This window comes from Micrococcus sp. HOU01, assembly GCF_035609305.1.
In the GTDB taxonomy this organism is placed as follows: domain Bacteria; phylum Actinomycetota; class Actinomycetes; order Actinomycetales; family Micrococcaceae; genus Micrococcus; species Micrococcus luteus.
This window is the reverse complement of the sequence record NZ_CP141211.1, coordinates 1,752,289-1,771,615: the sequence shown is the minus strand read 5'-3', so window position 1 is coordinate 1,771,615 and position 19,327 is coordinate 1,752,289. Positions and strand designations below refer to the sequence as shown.

The window sequence follows — 19,327 nt, the reverse complement described above, 5'->3', positions numbered from 1 at the left end:
GGGAGTGGCGATGACGCAACAGCAGGACGTCTTCCTCGCCCCGGGCGCCGACGTCGCAGACACCGCCCGGATCGGGGCCGGGTCGAAGATCTGGCACCTCGCTCAGGTCCGGGAGGACGCGCAGCTGGGGGAGCGGACCATCGTGGGCCGGTCCGCGTACATCGGCACGGGTGTGCGGATGGGCGATGACTGCAAGGTCCAGAACCTCGCCCTGGTGTATGAACCGGCCACCCTGGGGCGTGGCGTGTTCATCGGCCCGGCCGTGGTGTTGACCAACGACGTCTACCCGCGTGCCGTGAATCCGGATCTGTCCCAGAAGTCCGCCTCGGACTGGGACGCGGTGGGCGTGGAGATCGGGGACGGTGCCGCGATCGGCGCCCGCTCGGTGTGTGTCGCCCCGGTGCGCATCGGCGCGTGGGCGCTGGTGGCCGCCGGGTCCGTCGTGACCCGCGACGTGCCAGACTTCGGCCTCGTGGCCGGGGTGCCCGCGCGTCGGATCGGCTGGGTGGGGCGCACGGGCCGCCGGCTCGAGGAGAAGGACGGCGTCTGGGTCTGCCCGGACACATCGGAGACGTTCGTGGAGGCCGACGGCGTGCTGCGCCCGGCCGAGGACCAGGAGGACAGCCGTGGCTGAGTTCATCCCGGCGGCGAAGCCGCTCATCGGCGACGAGGAGCGCGAAGCGGTGGACCACGTCCTCCGCTCCGGCATGGTGGCGCAGGGCCCCGAGGTCGCGGCCTTCGAGGCGGAGTTCGGTGCCGCGATGGTGGACGGCCGGGCCTGCGTGGCCGTCAACTCCGGCACCTCCGGCCTGCACCTGGGCCTGCTGGCCGCGGGCATCGGCCCCGGCGACGAGGTCATCGTGCCCGCCTTCACCTTCGCGGCGACCGGCAACGCCGTCGCCCTCACGGGTGCGACCCCGGTCTTCGCCGACGTGGACCTCCAGACATACACCCTCGACCCCCAGGACGTGCGCGCCAAGGTGACGGAGCGGACCGCCGCCGTCATGCCGGTGCACCTGTACGGCCACCCGGCCCGCATGGACGAGCTCGAGGTGATCTGCCGCGAGCACGGTCTCCAGCTGTTCGAGGATGCGGCGCAGGCGCACGGCGCCCGCTGGAAGGGGCGCCCCGTGGGCACCTTCGGGGCGTGGGGCATGTTCAGCCTCTACCCGACCAAGAACATGACCTCGGGCGAGGGCGGCATGGTCTCCGTGGGGGAGGAGGATGTCGCTCGTCGCCTGCGCCTGCTGCGCAACCAGGGCATGGAGGTTCAGTACCGCAATGAGCTCGTGGGCTTCAACAACCGCATGACGGACATCCACGCGGCCATCGGCCGGGTGCAGCTGACCAAGGTCGGCGCATGGACCCGGCGCCGGCAGGAGATCGCCGCCCGCTTCGACGCCGAGCTGCGCGGGGTCACCGTGCCGACGGTGCTCGAGGGCGCCGAGCACGTGTACCACCAGTACACGGTCCGCCTGCCCGAGGAGCTGGCCGGGAAGCGGGCGGACATGCTCGCCCGCCTGAAGGACGAGTTCGGGGTCGGCACGGGGGTCTACTACCCGGTGCCCACCAATGAGCTGCCCTCCTTCGGCGTCGAGGCGGACCTGCCGAACACCCGCGTGGCCGCGTCCACCGTGTTCTCCATCCCGGTCCACCCGTCCCTGACGGACGCGGACGTCACGCGCGTCGTCGAGGCCGTCAACACCGTGGTGGCGGAGGCCGGCGCATGAGCGTGCTGCGCACCGGACTGATCGGCCTGGGCATGATGGGACGCCACCACGCCCGCGTGATGCGCTCCATCGAGGGCACCGAGCTGGTCGCCGTCGCCGACGCGATGGGTGATCCGCACGGCGTGGCGGGGGACCTGCCCCTCTACGACTCGGTCCAGGGGCTCATCGACCATGGCGTGGACGCGGTCATGTGCGCGGTCCCGACCGGCCTGCACGAAGAGGTCGGCCTGGCCCTGGCCGAGGCCGGCGTGCACGTGATGGTCGAGAAGCCCATCGCGCACAGCACCGAGGCCGGCACCCGCCTGGTCCGCGCCTTCGACGAGGCCGGCCTCGTCGGCGCCGTGGGCCACATCGAGCGGTTCAACCCCGCCCTCCAGGAGATGCGCCGCCGGATCCAGGCCGGTGAGCTGGGCCGGGTCCTGCAGATCACGACCGTGCGCCAGGGCGGCTTCCCCGCCCGCATCGCCGACGTCGGGGTCGTCAAGGACCTCGGCACGCACGACATCGACCTGACCGCGTGGCTGGCGGACAGCCCGTTCACGCGCGTGGCCGCGGAGACCATGACCCACTCCGGCCGCGAGCACGAGGACATGGTGGTCACCAGCGGCCGCCTCGAGTGCGGGGTCATCACGAGCCACGTCGTGAACTGGCTCTCGCCCGTGAAGATCCGCCAGACCGTCGTCACCGGCGAGCTCGGTGCGTTCGTGGCGGACACCGTGCACGCGGACCTGACCTTCCAGGCCAACGGATCGGTCCGCACCCGCTGGGACGCGGTGTCCGCGTTCCGTGGCGTCTCCGAGGGGGACGTCACCCGCCTGGCGATCGAGAAGCCCGAGCCGCTGCACACCGAGCACGAGGCGTTCCGCGACGCGATCCTCGGCGTCCGGCAGGAGCACGTGTCCATGGCGGAGGGGCTCGACACGCTGCGCGTGGCCGAGGCGATGATCGCGTCGGCCCGCACGGGTGAGAGCGTCACGCTGTGAGCGCGGGGGACTGGCGACGCCGCGCCCGCCGGGCCGTCCGCGCGGTGGCCCGACGGGCGCGAGCCCTGCCCGAGCCCGGGCCTCGCGTGCTGCGCGCCGTGTTCGACACCCTCCCACAGGACTCGGACGCCGTGCGTCGGATCCGGTCGATGGCCGCCCCACCCCGCCGGCGCGGCACGCCCCCGCCCCGCTCCGCCGCGCCCGCCCGCGACACCACCCCGGGCTACCGCGGCTACCTCCACCTCGCCGACGTCGGGGACACCTACACCTCGCAAGAGGCAGCGACACTGCTGCAGCTCGAGAACGCCGTGCTCAAGCGGCGCCTGTTCGCGGAGCCGGCGCCCCCGCTGACCCCCACGGGCCACGAGGAGGAGGACCTGGCCGCCGCGCCGAGGCGGGTCGCCGACCACTTCGCACGGGCGGACGCCGCCGCCCAGCTCGGCGACGACGCGCCGCGACACCTGGTCGTGGTGGGCGTGTACCCCACCCTCGAGAACCCCTACGGCAACGGCTTCGTGCACCGCCGGGTCAAGTACTTCCAGGCCGCCGGCGTCCGCGTCGACGTCGCGGTGATCGATCGGTCCGCCGAACCCCGCTCCTACGAGTACGACGGCGTCCACGTGCTGGTGGGCCGGGGAGCGGAGGCCGCGGAGCTGCTGCGCACGCGGCACTACGAGTCCGTGGCGGCCCACTTCCTCGTCCGCTCCCTCTGGGAGCCGATCCAGGACGCGCTGGCGGGGCACCGCTTCTTCGCGTTCATGCACGGTTTCGAGTCGCGCCGGTGGATCCGGACCATGCGCAACCACCGGACCCAGGGGCAGGTGGACGACGCGATCGTCGACACCCTGGAACGCCAGCGCTTCTGGCGCGAGGTGCTCGACCACCCGCACGGCCCCGAGCGGTTCGTGTTCGTCTCCCGCTGGTGGCGCCGAGCGGCTCAGGAGGACATGGAGCTCGTCTTCCCGGCGCAACGCACGGCGATCGTGCACAACGTGATCGACACGGACCTGTTCTGCTTCGTGCCCAAGGACCCCGAGCAGCGCTTCCGTGTGCTGTGGGTCCGCTCCGCGGCGAACCTCAATTACGGCGCGGACCTCGCCGTGCGGGCCCTCGAGCGCCTGCGGGACACGCCCCTGTGGGACCGCATGCAGGTCACCGTGATCGGCGACGGCAAGCACTTCGGCCTCTTCGAGGAGGCCTTCGCGGACGACGCGAACGTCACGGTGGAGCGCCGCTTCGCCGTCCAGGAGGAGATCGCGGCCCTGCACCGGGAGCACGGCGTGTTCCTGGTGCCCACCCGACTCGACTCCCAGGGGGTCTCGCGGGACGAGGCGATGGCCTCCGGGCTCGTGCCCGTGACCAATGACGCCGGCGCCGTCCGGGAGTTCGTGGACAAGGACTGCGCGATGATCGCCGACGCCGAGGACGTGGCCGGGCTGGCCGACGGCCTGCGACGGCTGATGGAGGACCCGGACCTGTTCCTGCGGATGTCCCGGGCCGCGGCAGCCCGGGTCCGCGCGCAGACTTCGCCGGAGCACACCGTGGACCAGGAAATGGCGCTGATGGGTCTGGCGGCAGGCCCGGGCGGGCGAGGGGAGGAGAACGCATGAGCGCCGTGCTGCTGTTGACGGCCGGCACGGGCCCGGCGGAGGGTCTGCTGCTGCAGGACCTGCGCGATAGCGGCCACGTGGTCGACGTCCTCGACGTCGCCTCGCACGCTTGGCTGCGCCGGCGTCCCGGCCTTGCCCCGGCCCCGCTCTACCCGTGGACCGGCACCCACGCCCTGCGCGCTGCCGGCGCCCAGATCGCGCGCGAGATGCGCCGGGTCACGGCCGCGGGCGCCTACGACGCGATCCTCGCCTCCGGGCTCGGCGCCGCGGGCTTCGCCGCCCGGCATGTAGAGGAGGAGTTCATCCCCCTGCTCCGCCGCGGCGACCTGGACTTCTCGGCGGCCCGCAGGCACGCCGAGGAGGACTTCGCGGCCCTGACGCGGGCGGTCGACCGGCTGTTCCTCGAGGACGAATGGGAGTTCGACAAGGCCCTGTCGAAGGGGTCGTGGAGCGCCCACCTCCGCCATCCACGTCGAGCCCTGCCGCCCGAGTTGTTGCCTCCGCTGGCCGAAGAATTCGAGACGCCGAGCGTCGTCGTCCTCCACCCCGAACACGTCGACGCCGACCGCCTCGCGGCACAGATGGAGGCGCTCCAGACCGCGGTGGACACGGTGCCGGGCGCCTCGCTCCGCAGCCTCTCGGCCTCCGCCCTCTACCGCACCCGCGACCTCGTCGCGGGACGCGCGTTCGACGCGGTCGCGGCGACCCGGCTCGGCGGCGCCACGCACGTGGTCCTCGTGGGCTCGTCGCGCGACCACACGGCCGTCGGCGAACTCCTGGTCGGCGCCGGCGTCGCGGAACGGTTGGTGGTGGAGGACACCATCGGCTCGGGCGCGTGGGCCGCGGGCCATCCGGGCGTGCGGACGGGGCGGGGGCTGCGCCTCGTCACGGAGCTCGCCGCGGCCCTGCGCGGGGGGCCCGAGCCTCACTCCGCCGTCGACACCGTCGACGCCGGCACCACCGACCTGCTCGCCGCCTACCGCACGGCGATGACCGGTCGTGTGGACAGGACGTTCGAGGACCTCGCGGTGCTGCGGCACGACGGCCCGTTGGACGTGTTCTTCTCCACCTCGCCGCTCGAGGACCGCACCGACGGGGCCCGTCCCCAGCGGGTGCGCAACATGAACGACGCCCTCTCCGAGCCCGCCGCGGCGCTGCGGCTCTCCTCCGTCCCGGGCGTGTTCGACCGGCGGCTCCGGGTCCTGGACGATGCGCTCGCCGCCGGCCGTCCCCTCGGACTCCTCTACGGCGAGAACTCGACGTCGCCGATCCCGGTCGGCCGGGTGACCGCCGCCCTCGCGGACGTCATGGCCCGCTTCTCGGCCGGCGGCGGCACGAGCGTCTGGTTCGTTCGTGACCTGCACTGGCTGGACGAGATCGACGGGTACCTCGAGGACGCCGACGCGCGGCGCGACGTCCAGGAGCGTGGGCTCGCCGAGTTCGACGCGATGGCGGCGGCCGCGGATCGGCTGGCGGCTCCGTCTGCGGAGTCCGGGGCGGGCTTCGACGCCCTGCTGGCCCGCCATGGCCGCGGGCCCGTGGACTGGCTGCCGCTGCCGCCTGCCGTGTCTCCGGCGAACACCGTTCCCGCCGACGCCCCGGCGATCGGCGAGGAGGGCGTCACCCTGCTGTACGCCGGAGGCGTGGGCGGGATCTACGGTCTGGGCCAGTATCTCACCGCCGTCGGGACGCTCGACCCGCAGGTGCGACTCGACTTCGTCGTGCGCGCGGGGGAGCGTTCTGTGTTGGAGGACATGCTGGCCGAGCACGGCCTGGCGGACCGACCCGGGCTGCGGATCACCACGGTCCCGCTCGAGTGGTACGTCCCCGCGACGAAGACCGTGGTGGGCGTGGTGCTGCTGGGCGGCGAGTACGCCCGGTTCAGCTTCCCCTACAAGACCATGTCCCTGATCGAGCGCGGCTACCCAGTGCTCTGCTTCGCGGACATGGGGATCGCCGACTTCCTCGAGCGCAACCGCGTGGGGCTCGGTGTCGCGCGCTCCTCGGAGGCGATCCGCGCCGGCATCGACGCGCTCGTGCGGGACGGGGCGCCCGGCATGACCGACGCCCAGCGCACGCAGTCCTGGGCCGCCCGTCTGTCGACGGCGCGCGCGGCCGTCGGTCTGGACGCCTGAGCCGGGCCGGGCCAGGTGCCGTCTCGTCCCGGCCCGCCGGCTCACTCGGCCTGCTCGGGCCGCAACAGCTCCTGCAGCCGGCGGCCCACCGCGGCGGGGGCGTGGACCGCGGCATGGTGCTCCCTGGCCTGAGCCGTGCGCTCACGCCACCGCGCGTCGTCCTCGCCCAGCAGGCCCAGCACGACGTCCGTCAGGCCCGATTCGTCCGTCACGACGACGGGCGTGAGCCCGCCCACCGTGCCCTCGAACAGTGCGGGGCCGCCCACGACGGTTGAGCCGGCCGCCCAGGCGTGCTCCGCCGCGGCGGAGGGACCGCCGAGGTGCAGCAGGTCCACGACGACGTCGGTCGGCCACGCCCCGGGGCCCCGGAGGCGGAACCTCCGGGCGCTGGGGGTCTCGACCGGCACGCCGTGGCCCGTGAGGCGCTCCTGGAGGGCCGCCACGGCCTCGCGCTCGGCCGCCGTGCGATCCCCGGGCACGATCAGCACCGAGCGAGGCCCGGAGGCCGGCCGTGTGGCCGCCTCGGAGACCGGGCGGGGCAGCCACCTCAGATCGGGGCCCAGGGCCGCGTCCACCCGGTCGTGGGTGATCCGGACGGCGCCGGCGGGAAGGGCCTCGGTGAAGGGGCGACGAGCCCGCCGCAGATGCCGCTCGATCTTCGCGAACGCCTCGTCGTCGAGCTCCCGCCACGGGTGATCCGGTACGGCGCGGCGTCGCAGACGGGGGTCGGTCAGCGGGACGTCACCGAGGAGCAGGCCCACACCGCGTCCGCGGGCGAGCAGGGAGGCGGCCTCCGCCGCGAGTGTGCCCTCCGCCCGGCCAGCGGCCGGCCCCTGACCCGTATACAGGACGGCGGCGGCCTCGTCGTCGTCACGCAGCCACTCCGTCAGGACCTCCTCCAGGGCCGCCGGGCCACCGGCTAGCAGGTGGGGGTCCTCCGGGGCGGGCACCGCCGCCCGCACCCGGGCCAGTGCTCCGGCCTCCCTCCACGCCTGTGCCACGGCCGAACCGGCGGAGGAGTCTCCGACGACGGTGAGGACCATCGGGGTGGAACGCTCGAGGGAATCGGGCGAGATCACGGACGGCAGCGGCTCCGCCGAGACCGGGGCCAGACGGGTCCAGACCTGGTGGAGGACGCGCTCGGCCGCCTCCCAGCGGTGGGCGTCCTGCACCTCGGGCCGGGCCACTGTGGCGCGCAGCGACTCCAGCTGCGCGAGCGCGTCCCGCACCGCGCGGGCCAGGTCCGCCGCGTCGTCGGGCGCGTGGACGGTGCCCACGCCCTGCCCGAGCACGAATTCGGCCTGCGCCTGCAGATCGGAGACCACCAGCGGCAGCCCCGCCTGGATGTACTCGCGCAGCTTGGTGGCCAGCGCGCTCTCGTGCGCCGGCGTCGGCAGCAGCGGGCTGAGCCCCAGGGTCGCGGACTCCACGTACCAGGTGACCGACGCGGACGGGACGTAGTCGAGCAGGTGGACGCGGTCCCCGACGCCGAGGTCCTCCGCCTCGGTGCGCAGCGCGGCCCGAGGCCCCTCGTCGGCGCTCACCACGAAGGCGGCGTGCACGCCGGGCAGCAGCGGCAACGCCTGGACCACGGTGCGCACGCCACGCACCTCGGCGATCTTGCCCAGGTAGACGAGGAGGGGGACGTCGTCGGCGAGGCCGCACTCCTGGCGGATGGTCCCCCGCGTCCGCGGGTCCAGCGGGGCGCGGGAGCTCCACGGGGCGTTGACCACCGTGCCCGGCAGCTCCGGCAGGCCGTGGTGGTCCTGCAGCCGCCGGGCGAGGTCGTCGGTGACACTCAGGACGGCGTCCGCGTTGTGGATGAGCTCGGCTTCGGCGGCCTTCCACGCGGTGCGCTGCTGCACGGGACCGGGCAACGCCTGCCCGGGCAGCCATTCATGGGCGTCGTAGATCCACGGCACCGGGGTGAGCCCGCGGGCACGCCGCCACCGGGCGTACGCGTCCGCCGCCGGGAGGGGATGCCGATCGTGCACGTGGATGATGTCCGGCTCCAGCTCGACCAGGGCGCGCAGGAACACGTCCTCATAGTCGGCGATCAGCGGCCACGTCCGCCGCCAGCCCTGGTGCCGTGTGGCCCGGAAGTTCTCCACTCCCCGCCGCAGGCGTCCGGTCACGGCGCGCGGAGCGCCCGGCAGAGGCGGGGCGGGCAGCCGCGCGATGCCGGCCTCCACGTTGCGGGCCGTGGACAGCAGCCGGCCGCGCACGGCGTCCGGCGCCGTGTGGGGGGCGGCGCCGCGCACCAGCGCCTGCGCCAGACCCGGGACCGGGCGGTCGTCGGCTGAGGCGGCCGCCATGTGCTCGGCCTCCTCGGCGGGCAGGGAGGCCGCCCAATCGGTCCCCTCCAGGGCGTCGGGGAAGTGCAGCTGGAGCCAGGCACGGTGGCGGGTGGCGAGCAGGGGCACGCGGAGGATCGGCACCGCCCCGTAGCGCCCGAGCTGGAAGGTGCTCCGGTGGGTGTTGCCGACGATCGTCACCCGGTAGCCTGCGCGCATCGCCGAGACGGCGGCCTTCTCCACTCGGGAGTCGCCCACCACGCGGTTGCCCACGAGCATGGCCATGTGGGGACGGTGGTGGTTCGCGGTCTCTGGCTGCTGCACGGGGCTCCTTTGATTCGATGAAGGGGGGCACGTCAGGGTCAGGGACGCGTGCCGAGCACGACGTCGGCCAGGGCGGGCAGGACGAGCTCGGCGGCGTAGGTCCGTGCCACGAACTCCCGGGCCCGGGCGGCGGCATCCGCCCAGGCCTCGGGGTCGGTGGTGGCCGCCCGCACGGAGGCGGCCAGCGCCGCCGTGTCCGGGGCGAGCCAGTCGGCCGGGTAGAGCACGTCTGCGCCGGCCCACGCCAGTGAGCGCGGCAGCCGGCCGTGGGCGGCGCCGTCGGGCAGGGTGAAGTGGAAGGACTCGAAGGCCGAGGTGGAGAGCACGGTGCCCACCGAGGCGTACCAGGCGGACATGTCCGGGCCGTGCGGGTCCCAGGTGACCGCGCCGGTCAGCGCCGGGTCCTGGGTCAGCCGCCGCCGCTGGGCGGCGAAGTACGCCTGCGCCGCGGGACGACTGCGGACCCAGGCGACCTCTTCGGGACGGTGCCCGCGGATGCGCAGCCGGAACCGCCGGTCCTCGGCCCGCAGCAGGGCGAGCACGTCCAGGGCCCGGTCCAGTCCCTTGCGTTCGGGCAGCACGCCCACCAGGCCCAGGGTGAAGCGCTGTGCCGGGTCTGCGGGATGCGCGGAGGCCCAGTCCGGGTCCGGGAGTCGGACCGCGTTCGGGATCCACCGGGTACGGCCTGGGTCCAGGCGCGCATCGCGGATCACCTGCGCCCGCACATGCTCGGCTACGAACACCCAGGTGTCCACGGCCTCCTGGCGCACTCGCTCGGGGAACTCCGTGGCGGCCTCCTGCAGGTGCGTGCGTGCCGTCAGGCGGACCCCCGGGGGCAGCCGGCGCGAATACCACACCAGATTCCCCAGGGACCACTCACAGTGCACGACATCCGCCCACGCCACCAGCGACCGGCTCGCCTCGGCGTCGTGGCGGGCATGTCCGGTCCAGGAATCGATCCGGACCTCGTGGCCGCGGGCCCGCAGCTCGGTGATCAGCCCGTCCGCGAACTTGAGGTCATGGCCGGCGACGACGACGCGCCGCGCCTCCCGAACCACGTGCACGGTGGGGCGTGGCGGGTCCTCCCGCCAGGCGCCCGGCCCTGAGCCCTGCCGGTGGCTGCGCATCAGCTCCAGACGGGCTGCCCGACCACGGCCGGCAAGATCGGCCACGGTGGCCGCGGCGTCCTCGGGGCCCACGACCGCGCGGCCAGCCGCGGCAGCCGCGCGGGACAGGGCCGGGTCGCAGTGTTCTGGCTCGGGCACCAGGACCGCGTCCACGAGGTTCAGGGCGGCCTGCAGCCGGCCGGCTTCGGGGGAGCCCCCCGCCGTCAGGGAGACCGTGGTGACCAGCACTCCGGGGAGCCGGCGGCCTGCGGTGCGGCGCAGGGCCCGAATGAGGGCGTGCTGGCGGCCGGGTGCGGCGAGCGCGACGGAGTGGGGGAACGACCCGCTCGGCGGGCGGGTCCGCGAAGCCACCATCGCGGCCGCGTCCTCAAGCGGCCAGGATCCCGCCGCCACGTCGCCCACCGGCACAAGGAGCACGCCCGGGGCGTCCGCCCGCCGGGGGCCGAGCGGGTTCCAGGCGTCCAGGCCGGGACGGGGGCGGCCCGTCAGCGCCCGCACCAGGGCGGCGGGGGCCGGCAGCGGCACGCTCCTCCCGGGTGGTGCTTCCGGAACTGTCCCGTGCCCGGCGGCAGCCCACACGACCGCCGGAAGGGTGAGGCCCCCGACGGCGCCGCGTGCCCAGCGCGCCACGTGCCGACGCGCGGCCCCGGCGCGCTGCGCTGCGCGGCGACCGAGGACGTCGGCCCGGGCCCACCAGCGGCGGGCGCCAGGCCCGAGACGGGTCACCGCGCGGCCGAACGGGGTCACAGCGGCGTCGTGCCCGTCGGAGCGGTGCCACCGGCCCAGGCGACCCGGCACCGCACCAATTCTGCCTGTTTCTCGGCGAGCAGCTCGCGGCCCTCGTCCTCGCGGCCGTCGGACATCCGACGCGTGTACCGCTTGTAGGTCCTGGCGACCCGGCCGGGGTCTCCGTCCATCGTGAGCACGCCCCGCTCGAGCCAGATGGCCCGTGAGCACATCTCTTGGATCGTGCTGAGGGAGTGGCTCACCAGGAACACACAGCCGGCCTGCTGCCGCAGCTCGTCGAGCCGGGCACGCGTGCGAGCCCGGAACTGCGCATCACCCGTGTTCAGGGCCTCATCGATCACCAGGATGTCGGGGTCCACGGACGTGGCGATGGCGAACTGGAGACGGGAGGCCATGCCCGAGGAATAAGCCTTCAAGGGCATCTGGAGGGCCCTGTCGTCCAGTCCGGAGAGGGCGGCGACGGCGTCTCGCTTCTCCCGGGCCTGTCGCCGGCTCATGCCCATGGCGAGGCAGCCGAGCATGATGTTGTCCTCCCCGGACACCTGCCGCACCAGGGCGGCGTTGACGCCGAGCATCACGGGCGTGCTCGTGGCGTACACCCGGCCGGTGGTGGGCTGCAGCTGACCGGTGACCAGCTTCATCAGCGTGGACTTGCCGGAGCCGTTCGTGCCGATCACGCCGACTGACTCGCCTCGCTCCACGGCGAAGGACAACGGCTTGAGCGCCTCCACCACCGTGGTCTTCACACCGCTGCCGGTGCGTCGACCACCCTGGACGGCGTCGGCCGAGCGGACGGTGTAGGTCATGGATGCCTCGTCCACCACCACGGCGGGATCCGCCACCTCGATAGTGCCCACGTCGTCAGGATGCCCGGTCATCGTTCGTCTCCATAGGACTCCTCGGCGTCCCAGAACACCACCGTGCCCACCACCAGGAGGAGGGCGGTCCAGGCGAGCAGGACGATCCACCGCATCGGGTCGGCATTGGCGCCGTAGAGCAGCGACTGGCGGGCGATGTCCAGCACGCAGTACATCGGGTTCAGGTGCATGGCGGTCACCAGCGCCGGCACGTGTTCGAACCGCTGCACACTGAAGAACACGGCGGAGAGGTACAGCCAGATGCGGGTGCCGAAGGTGATCAGGTTGGCCACGTCAGCCCACCGGGCTACGACGCGGGCCAGCAGCAGGGAAAGCCCCAGATTGAACAGGGTCTGCAGAGCGAGCAACGGCACGAGCAGCAGCCACCGCCAGGTGATGTGCTCGAACGGGGGGATGACCAGGATGAGGACGATCATCACGGCCAGGGTCGGCAGGAAGAGCAGCAGCTCGCGCAGGTTGGAAGCGATCGGCAGCGTGGCTCGGGGGAAGCGGAATGCCCGCACGATGGACAGGTTCGAGGAGATGGACCGTGACCCGTTGGCGATCGCCTGGGACGTGTACCGGAAGAGGAACACGCCGACGATCAGGTAGGCGATGAAGTTCTCGATGCCCCGGCCGGTCTGCAGCAGGACCCCGAAGACCAGGAAATAGGCGGCCCCGTCCAGGATGGGGTTCAGGATCATCCAGATCCGGCCGAGGGCGTTCGTGGACGCGGCGCCGGCGATGCGCGAGCGCGAGTCGAACACGATGAAGGACCGGTAGCTCCACAGCGAGGCGATGTAGCGTCCCAGTCGCGGCCGAGCGCCCACGCGCCCCAGATCGGAACCGTCCACGTGCAGGGTCGCCGCGGCATGTGCCCCGCGCTGCTCGGCCTCGATGGAGTCGGCCATGCGGATCCACCCTCTCTCCATGGGTCAGGGGAACGTCGGCGGCCGGGTTGGTCGCGCCCCGGGAGTCTAGCAAGCCGGCCGGGCGTGGGCGGCGGGTTCGGAGCGAGTGGGCTGTGCGCCTGCGCTCTGCGTAAAGTGAAGAGGAGCCGGGGTCGACGCCCGGCCGGAACCGCGCCCCGGTTCGGACGCGGACCAGGATGCCGAGAATCCAGGAGAGCCCGTGCCCAAGGTCATGCCCATCTACGGAACCCGCCCGGAGGCGATCAAGGTGGCCCCCATCGTCAAGGCGCTGCAGGCCGACGAGCGGTTCGAGTGCGTGGTGACCGTCACGGGGCAGCACCGCGAGATGCTGGACCAGGTCAACGAGCTGTTCGGCATCGTCCCGGACCACGACCTGAACATCATCCAGCCCCGGCAGACCCTCAACGGCGTGTTCGCCCGCACCCTGGACGGGCTCGACGCCGTCCTGGAGCAGGAGCGGCCGGACGCCGTCGTGGTCCAGGGCGACACCACGACCTCGACGGCGGGCGCCGTCGCCGCCTTCAACCGCGGCATCCCCGTGGTCCACGCCGAGGCGGGCCTGCGCAGCTTCGACATCCTCTCCCCGTTCCCGGAGGAGGCCAACCGCAAGATCACCAGCCAGATCTCGGCGCTGCACCTGCCCCCGACCACCGTGAGCCGGGACAACCTGCTGCGTGAGGCCGTGGCCGCGGAGGATATCTACGTCACGGGCAACACCGTGATCGACGCGCTGCTGGAGGCCGTCAGACACCAGGTGCCGTTCGAGGACGAGCGTCTGGCCGAGCTGGAGGCGTCCGGCCGTCGCGTCGTCCTGGTGACCACCCACCGGCGCGAGAACCAGGGCGACGCGATGCGCGGCGTCGGGCGCGCCCTGGCCCGCCTGGCCGCGGACCACTCCGACGTCACCTTCGTCCTGCCGGCGCACCGCAACCCGGTGGTTCGCGAAGCGATCCTTCCCGAGATCGAGGGCCGCGAGAACGTGCTCGTGACCGAGCCCCTGGCCTACGGCGAGTTCACCCACCTGCTGTCCGTGGCCACCGTGGTCCTCACTGACTCCGGCGGCGTCCAGGAGGAGGCCCCGTCCCTGGGCAAGCCCGTCCTCGTGATGCGCGAGAACACCGAGCGTCCCGAGGCGGTGACCGCCGGCACCGTGCGCCTGATCGGCACGGACGAGGAGGTCGTGGTCACCGAGGTCACCCGCCTGCTGACGGATGAGGCCGCGTACACCGCGATGTCCCAGGCCGTGAACCCCTACGGCGACGGCCGCGCGGCGGAGCGCACGGTCTCGGCGATCGCCGAGCTGCTCGGCGTGGGCGAGCGGCTGCCGGCCTTCGACGGGGGGGATCCGGCGTGACCGAGTTCCTCCTCGCCGTCCCGCGTCGGCCCCGCCGGGGTCTCACCCTCGACCTCACCCGGAGCCGCCTGCGCGCGGTCGCTGACGGTTACGCACCGTTCGTGGGCCCGGCCTACGACCAGGAGCCTGTGATCGTGGAGCCCTCCGTCACGACCGTCGCCCTCGTGTTCCAGCGCACTGGTGGCCCCGCGCTTGCCGCTGCCGAGGCGGACCGGTGGGCCGTCACCGGCGGCCATCCCGTGTGGGATGAGCTGATCCGGAATGTCCGCCGGGTCGGCTCCCGTCTCGGGTACGACCGCCCTGTATGGGGTCAGTACGCGGCCGTGATGGTGGAACGCCACGTGGACCGGGTGACCGCGTGGGCCACCGTGCCCGCTTTCGACGGTCTCTACTGGGCACAGGACTCGGAGCACGTGTACGTCTCCAACCGGCCGTTGCTGCCGGCCCTGGCGCTGGCCGGTGGCCGCCGGGCGGGGGTGCGGCGCGACGAGCGATACCTCGCCCACTACCTCTATTCCGGGTACAGCCTCGAGGAGGTCAGTCCGTTCGCGGGGGTGAGCCGCCTGCCCGTCGATCGGTCGTTGGAGATCGTCCAAGGCCGGGCCCGGCTGGGTGACGTCCCGCCGGGGCTCCGATCGACGCTGACCGAGGACCATACGCCGGAGGAGGGTGCCGAGGCGGCGGCCGAAGCGATGCTGGGGGCGATGGATCGGGTGGAGGCCGTACTCGACGGTCGGCCGGTGCAGCTGCGACTGTCCGGGGGCAAGGACTCTCGCACCCTGTTGGCGCTGCTCAAAGGCAGGGACATTGAGGTTCATGCCGTCACCTTCGGCGAGGAGCACGAGCCGGATCCGCTCGTCGCTCGCATGATGACGGGCCGTTTGGGGATGCCACTGACGGTCACCCAGCCCACCCCCATTGATGCGACCGGCGAACGGGAGCGGATCCTGACCACCCTGTTCCAGGCGGGTGGCCAGCCACTGTCAGAGGCCCACACCGCTCGCTATGTGGGATCGAACCCGCGCACCCCGGGGGAGGGCATCATGTTGGGGCAGTGGCCCCTCCTCAAGGGCGGCATGGCCCAGAGGCTTCGCTACACCACGGCCGATGCCCTGCGCCGGGTGCGCGCGCGGTCCAACCCCGACCTGCTGGTGGAGTCGCGCAGACAACCTCTCGAGGAGGCGTTGACGCGCTGGTTCCACGAGGTGCCGGCCCAGGACCGAGCAGAGAAGTTGTATCTCTACGCCCGGCAGTTCCGCTCAGGAGCGTACCTGCACGCCCACATCGCCCACTACGGCCGGGACGCAACGATCGCCTACCCGCTCGGTGACGCCGAGGTGACAGCGGTGGCTGACGCGCTGACCATGGGGGAAAAGGTGTCCCACCGAGCTCTCTTCGGTGCTCTGGCGCGGATCTGGCCTGAGGTGATGGCCGTGCCGCTGGGCAACAATTCCTGGGGCTTCGAGCAGAAGGGCCCGGATCCCACATGGTCGGGACCCTTCTACGCCGAGCGGACCGCTCCGCTGCCGGATCGCGAGCCGGCCCACGGACCGGACCGGCACGAATCGGTGAGTACTCATCCCGCACTCTGGTGGAGCTCAGCCGGATCCTTGCAGAGAGCCCGAACCAGGAGGTCCTGCAGGATCACCTGCCAGAACCATTGCTCTTCGCAGTGGCTGCCACGGCCCTTTCGGGATCCGTCTCCCTGCCGGACGGCATGGATCGGCGGCGCTATGCCAAGAACGTGTGGCGCGTGACTATGGCTGACCTCTGGTATGGCTGGGACTGGATGCCAGCCTGACCCGTCGACGCCACGAGGCCGCCGTCCCCGCGCGGACGGCGGCCTCGTGCGTGCCTCCGACTTCACCCGTCCTCGCGCGGGGTCACCCGGGCGTCCTCCGGGCGGACCAGCGGCAGGGACCCGGTGCGGGGCCCACCGGGCACGATCGGCAGATTGGTCTCCGGAGCACGCCACCACGCGAGCGCGCCGAGCAGGATGACGCCGCCGGTGAGCACGAACGCCCACCCGTAGCCGGCGGTGTCCACCACGAGGCCGGCCAGCAGCGGGCCGGAGATGGCGCCCAGGTCGGCGGACATCTGGGCGGTGGACATCACAGCGCCGGAGCGCCGTCCCTGGCCCACGACGTCGGCGATGGCCGCCTGCTGCGGGGCGTTGAGGGTGCCCGTGCCGGCGCCGGCCAGCAGGCACGCGAGCAGGAAGAGCGCGGGCGAGCTCATCCAGCCGATCACCCCGGTGGTGACGGCCATGACGAGCAGGCCCGCCAGGATCAGCGGACGGCGTCCATGCCGGTCGGACAGCCGCGAGCTGAACGTCACGGCGGTGACGTTGCCGAGCGCGAACACGGACAGGGCCAGGCCCGCCATCATCGCCCCGTCCACCTGCCAGCCCAGCAGCCCCGTGCCGGCGAACGCGGTGGCCGCGAACAGGGGCATCACCGAGTTGCGCACACCGAACGTCGCCCAGCCGTTGGCGAAGAAGGAGACCAGCGCGGCCCGGTAGGACGGGTTGGCCAGGGCCTCCCGGATCGGCATGGCCGGGCGGACGTCGCGGACGGCGCGGTCCGCGAGCCGGGTGTCCTTGAGCAGGAAGAACACGAGGGCCGCCGCCACCACCAGGGAGCTGCCGTAGATGAGGAACGGGGCCCGGTACCCGAACACGGACAGGGCGGAGCCCACGATCGGACCCACGATGTTGCCGATCAGGAACGCGGACGCGTAGGCGCCCGAGATCCGGCCGCGCATCGTGGGCGGGGACTTGCGGGCCAGGAACGCCATCGCGGACACGGTGAAGAGGGTGGAGCCGACGCCGCCGAGCGCCCGGAAGAGGAGCAGCTGCGGGAAGGTCTGCGCGAAGGCGACCAGGAACATGGACGCGGCCACGATCAGCACGCCCGTCATGTACACGGGCGTCTCGCCGAGCCGGTTCGTCAGCTTGCCGGAGACCGGGGCGAACAGGAGGCGGGTCAGCCCGAACACGGACACGACGGCGGCCACCCCGACGGCGGACGCGTCGAACGTCGCCGCGTACTGCGGCAGCAGCGGGGCGATGATGCCGAAGCCGATCGCGATGATGAACGCGGCGGCGACGAGGACCTTGATCTCACGGGGCAGAGGGACCCGCGAGGAGCGGGCGGACGACGACGGCATGACCGCCATCCTCGCACGGCGCCGGGTGGGCGGCCCGGGGCGACGTCCGCCACGCCTCGTGGGACACTGGTGAGATGGACCACCGGTCTTCCTCCGGCCGTCGTCGCCGGATGTTCCGCGTCTGCGCCGGCCTGCTGGCCGCTGCTGTCGGGTTGGCGGGCTGTGCACCTCACCCTGCCGCGGCGCCCGGCGGCGAGTCCGGGGATCCTCCCCAGACAGCTGGCCACCCCATGACCGCCGTCGAGCGCGCAAGCCTCTCTCCGTGTCGAGCCTATGGGCAGCTCCAGAGATTCAACACGGTGGAGACCAATGCGCGGGACGTCTACGGGTGGCGCCAGTTCGATCCCGTCGCGGTGGGTGACGGATCGGGTGACATCGACTGGGATAGAGATCCTTACCAAGACGAAGGCTGGCGTCTGTGGCTGTCTTCCCTCAGGTGGATCGGGCCCAGTATCGAAGCCGGCCGGGAAGGCGACGAGGAGGCCTTCGGTGTCGCGGAGCGCGTCATACGCGATTGGCGGGCTGACCACGAGGGCGGATGGGGCGGCGACCATGATGATGCGGAAGCCAACCATCATCGCATGGGCGTCCTCCTCTGCTTCCGGGAAGTGGTCGCCGACCGCGCAGCACGTTCTGCTGAACTCGCCGAGGACGGCAGTCTGCCGGAGCAGTACGCCTGGCTGGATGACCTGATCGGCCAGCACGCAGCGCAGAACATGGCGCGCTACTCGAAGCGGCACAATCACGGGTCGATGGAGAATCTGGCTCTTCTGGGCGCCGGGTGCGTTCTGGGCCGACCGGACTGGATGGAGCACGCCATGGAGCGCGCCGAAGGAGATATCCCCTTCCAGGTGGACGACCAGGGCCTCAGTAACGAAGCGGCACCGCATTACGCGCAATTCAACTATGTGCTCTTCCAAGCCATCGATGAGACGGCAGCCCGATGCGGGGTCGAATCCGGCGCCTTCGAGGATGGGGTGGAAAAAATGGGTCAAGCCCTTCCTCATATGGTTGATTCGACGGGCTCATACTGGCAATACGGGGACAGTGCAGAGTTCCCTGTCAGGCCATTCGACGGCATGAGCGATGAGCTGCGCTACGCGGCCACCAACGGGGCGGAGGGCGTCGCGCCTGCCGACCGTGTCCGTGCTTTTGACTCCGGTCCCGTATTCGGCCGGTCATCCTGGGGAACTCCCGGAGGCGGTTTCGCGGACGCCGCCGCATGGATGCTGCGCACGGGCACGGGGCGGGAGACGAAGTCCCACCGCGGTGATCTGATGCAGTTCCTGTACACGGCGCGCGGTCGCCAGATCGTCGAAGACGGGGGACATCCCGGCATCGTCGAGGACAGCTGGCGACCGTGGGGTCTGGGACCGACCGCGCACAACGTGATCCACATTCCGACGCTCGACGAGTACCCGGGCGCGGGTCCTGCCGAGCGGGGTGATGTGTGGGTGTCGTCGGATGGCTCTGCCGACGGTGCGACGGCGCGCCAGAATCTGGACGTCGGCGGGGAGCGGGCCCGTTCTGTCCTCGTGCTCACCGACCCGGACGCCGCCGTCATCGTGGATCGCACTCGCATCCTCGACGGCCGGACGGACCATGTGGTCGAGACGCTGTGGAATCTTCCGGCGGAGTTCTCGGCAGAGAGGGTCTCCGAGGACACCGTCCGGGCGGTGGACGCAGGCTCCGGCGAATCGACGACCCTGGTGCAGGTGCGCCTGGACGGTGAGCCGGTGTCGCGTGGCGGTGTCCACCTCCGACGGGGCGAGACCGACGTCGAGGGCGGCCACGCCCACCACGGATGGCACTACCCCGCAGAGCAGGAACGGGAGGAGGCGACGCAGGTCGCGTTCCGTTCGACCGGAGCCGAGTCCGCGATCGTGAGTGTGCTCGTCCCGGCCGCCGCGGGCGACGCCGTGAGGGTGGACAGTGAGAGCGCCCCCGACGGCTCCGTCATCCTCACGGTCCGGAGCGAGGATGGGCACGCCCGAGTCGCGGTGCAGCAGGACGGCACGCTCTCCCGCCTGACGTGAACCGTGCGGCCCGGGGCGGGCGACGGCCCG

General features: G+C 72.4%; 13 protein-coding genes. 8 read left to right on the top strand and 5 right to left on the bottom strand.

The genetic code is table 11. The features are described 5' to 3' along the window. Positions 1–10 precede the first annotated feature (10 nt). Genes SOY78_RS08110 through SOY78_RS08090 form a run of 5 tightly spaced genes read left to right on the top strand, consistent with a single transcriptional unit; the run spans position 11 to position 6,458 of the window. Positions 11–634 carry an acyltransferase gene (locus SOY78_RS08110; RefSeq protein WP_170079901.1) on the top strand — a complete coding sequence of 208 codons (624 nt, stop codon included), beginning with the start codon at positions 11–13 and terminating at the stop codon, positions 632–634. Further along, a complete protein-coding gene (locus tag SOY78_RS08105; RefSeq protein ID WP_324701419.1) occupies positions 627–1,730 on the top strand; it encodes a DegT/DnrJ/EryC1/StrS family aminotransferase in 1,104 nt (367 codons plus the stop codon). Before SOY78_RS08110 ends, SOY78_RS08105 begins: the two co-directional genes overlap by 8 nt. After that, positions 1,727–2,713 (top strand): Gfo/Idh/MocA family protein, encoded by a 987-nt coding sequence (locus tag SOY78_RS08100; protein WP_010078937.1) that lies wholly within the window; start codon positions 1,727–1,729, stop codon positions 2,711–2,713. Before SOY78_RS08105 ends, SOY78_RS08100 begins: the two co-directional genes overlap by 4 nt. Continuing rightward, positions 2,710–4,323 (top strand): glycosyltransferase family 4 protein, encoded by a 1,614-nt coding sequence (locus SOY78_RS08095; RefSeq protein WP_324701418.1) that lies wholly within the window; start codon positions 2,710–2,712, stop codon positions 4,321–4,323. Before SOY78_RS08100 ends, SOY78_RS08095 begins: the two co-directional genes overlap by 4 nt. Further along, entirely contained in the window at positions 4,320–6,458 is a 2,139-nt protein-coding gene (locus SOY78_RS08090) for a hypothetical protein (RefSeq protein ID WP_324701417.1), read from the top strand. Before SOY78_RS08095 ends, SOY78_RS08090 begins: the two co-directional genes overlap by 4 nt. Positions 6,459–6,499: 41 nt before the next feature. Here the strand turns inward: SOY78_RS08090 and SOY78_RS08085 are convergent, their stop codons facing one another. From SOY78_RS08085 to SOY78_RS08070, 4 genes are all read right to left on the bottom strand, one after another. Further along, positions 6,500–9,076: a glycosyltransferase gene (locus SOY78_RS08085; RefSeq protein ID WP_324701416.1), complete on the bottom strand. Its 2,577-nt coding sequence runs from the start codon at positions 9,074–9,076 to the stop codon at positions 6,500–6,502. 38 nt (positions 9,077–9,114) lie between these two features. Then, positions 9,115–10,728: a hypothetical protein gene (locus SOY78_RS08080; protein ID WP_324701415.1), complete on the bottom strand. Its 1,614-nt coding sequence runs from the start codon at positions 10,726–10,728 to the stop codon at positions 9,115–9,117. A gap of 218 nt (positions 10,729–10,946) precedes the next feature. Then, positions 10,947–11,828, bottom strand: a complete 882-nt coding sequence (locus tag SOY78_RS08075; RefSeq protein ID WP_324701414.1) for an ABC transporter ATP-binding protein — start codon at positions 11,826–11,828, stop codon at positions 10,947–10,949. Beyond that, positions 11,825–12,718, bottom strand: coding sequence for an ABC transporter permease (locus tag SOY78_RS08070; RefSeq protein WP_036381217.1), 894 nt, complete (start codon positions 12,716–12,718; stop codon positions 11,825–11,827). Before SOY78_RS08070 ends, SOY78_RS08075 begins: the two co-directional genes overlap by 4 nt. A gap of 220 nt (positions 12,719–12,938) precedes the next feature. On the opposite strand from SOY78_RS08070, the gene wecB reads away from it, so the two are divergent. Both wecB and SOY78_RS08060 read left to right on the top strand, forming a co-directional pair. Beyond that, the gene (gene wecB, locus SOY78_RS08065; protein WP_170079906.1) at positions 12,939–14,093 is read left to right on the top strand and encodes a non-hydrolyzing UDP-N-acetylglucosamine 2-epimerase; all 1,155 of its coding nucleotides are present in this window, start codon (positions 12,939–12,941) and stop codon (positions 14,091–14,093) included. Then, entirely contained in the window at positions 14,090–15,850 is a 1,761-nt protein-coding gene (locus tag SOY78_RS08060; protein WP_324701413.1) for a hypothetical protein, read from the top strand. Before wecB ends, SOY78_RS08060 begins: the two co-directional genes overlap by 4 nt. Before the next feature lie 106 nt (positions 15,851–15,956). On the opposite strand, the gene SOY78_RS08055 is transcribed toward SOY78_RS08060, so the two are convergent. Next, a complete protein-coding gene (locus SOY78_RS08055) occupies positions 15,957–17,261 on the bottom strand; it encodes an MFS transporter (RefSeq protein WP_324701412.1) in 1,305 nt (434 codons plus the stop codon). Between the two features lie 230 nt (positions 17,262–17,491). On the opposite strand from SOY78_RS08055, the gene SOY78_RS08050 reads away from it, so the two are divergent. Beyond that, positions 17,492–19,297 (top strand): alginate lyase family protein, encoded by a 1,806-nt coding sequence (locus tag SOY78_RS08050; RefSeq protein ID WP_161972202.1) that lies wholly within the window; start codon positions 17,492–17,494, stop codon positions 19,295–19,297. The last annotated feature ends 30 nt before the right edge of the window (positions 19,298–19,327 follow it).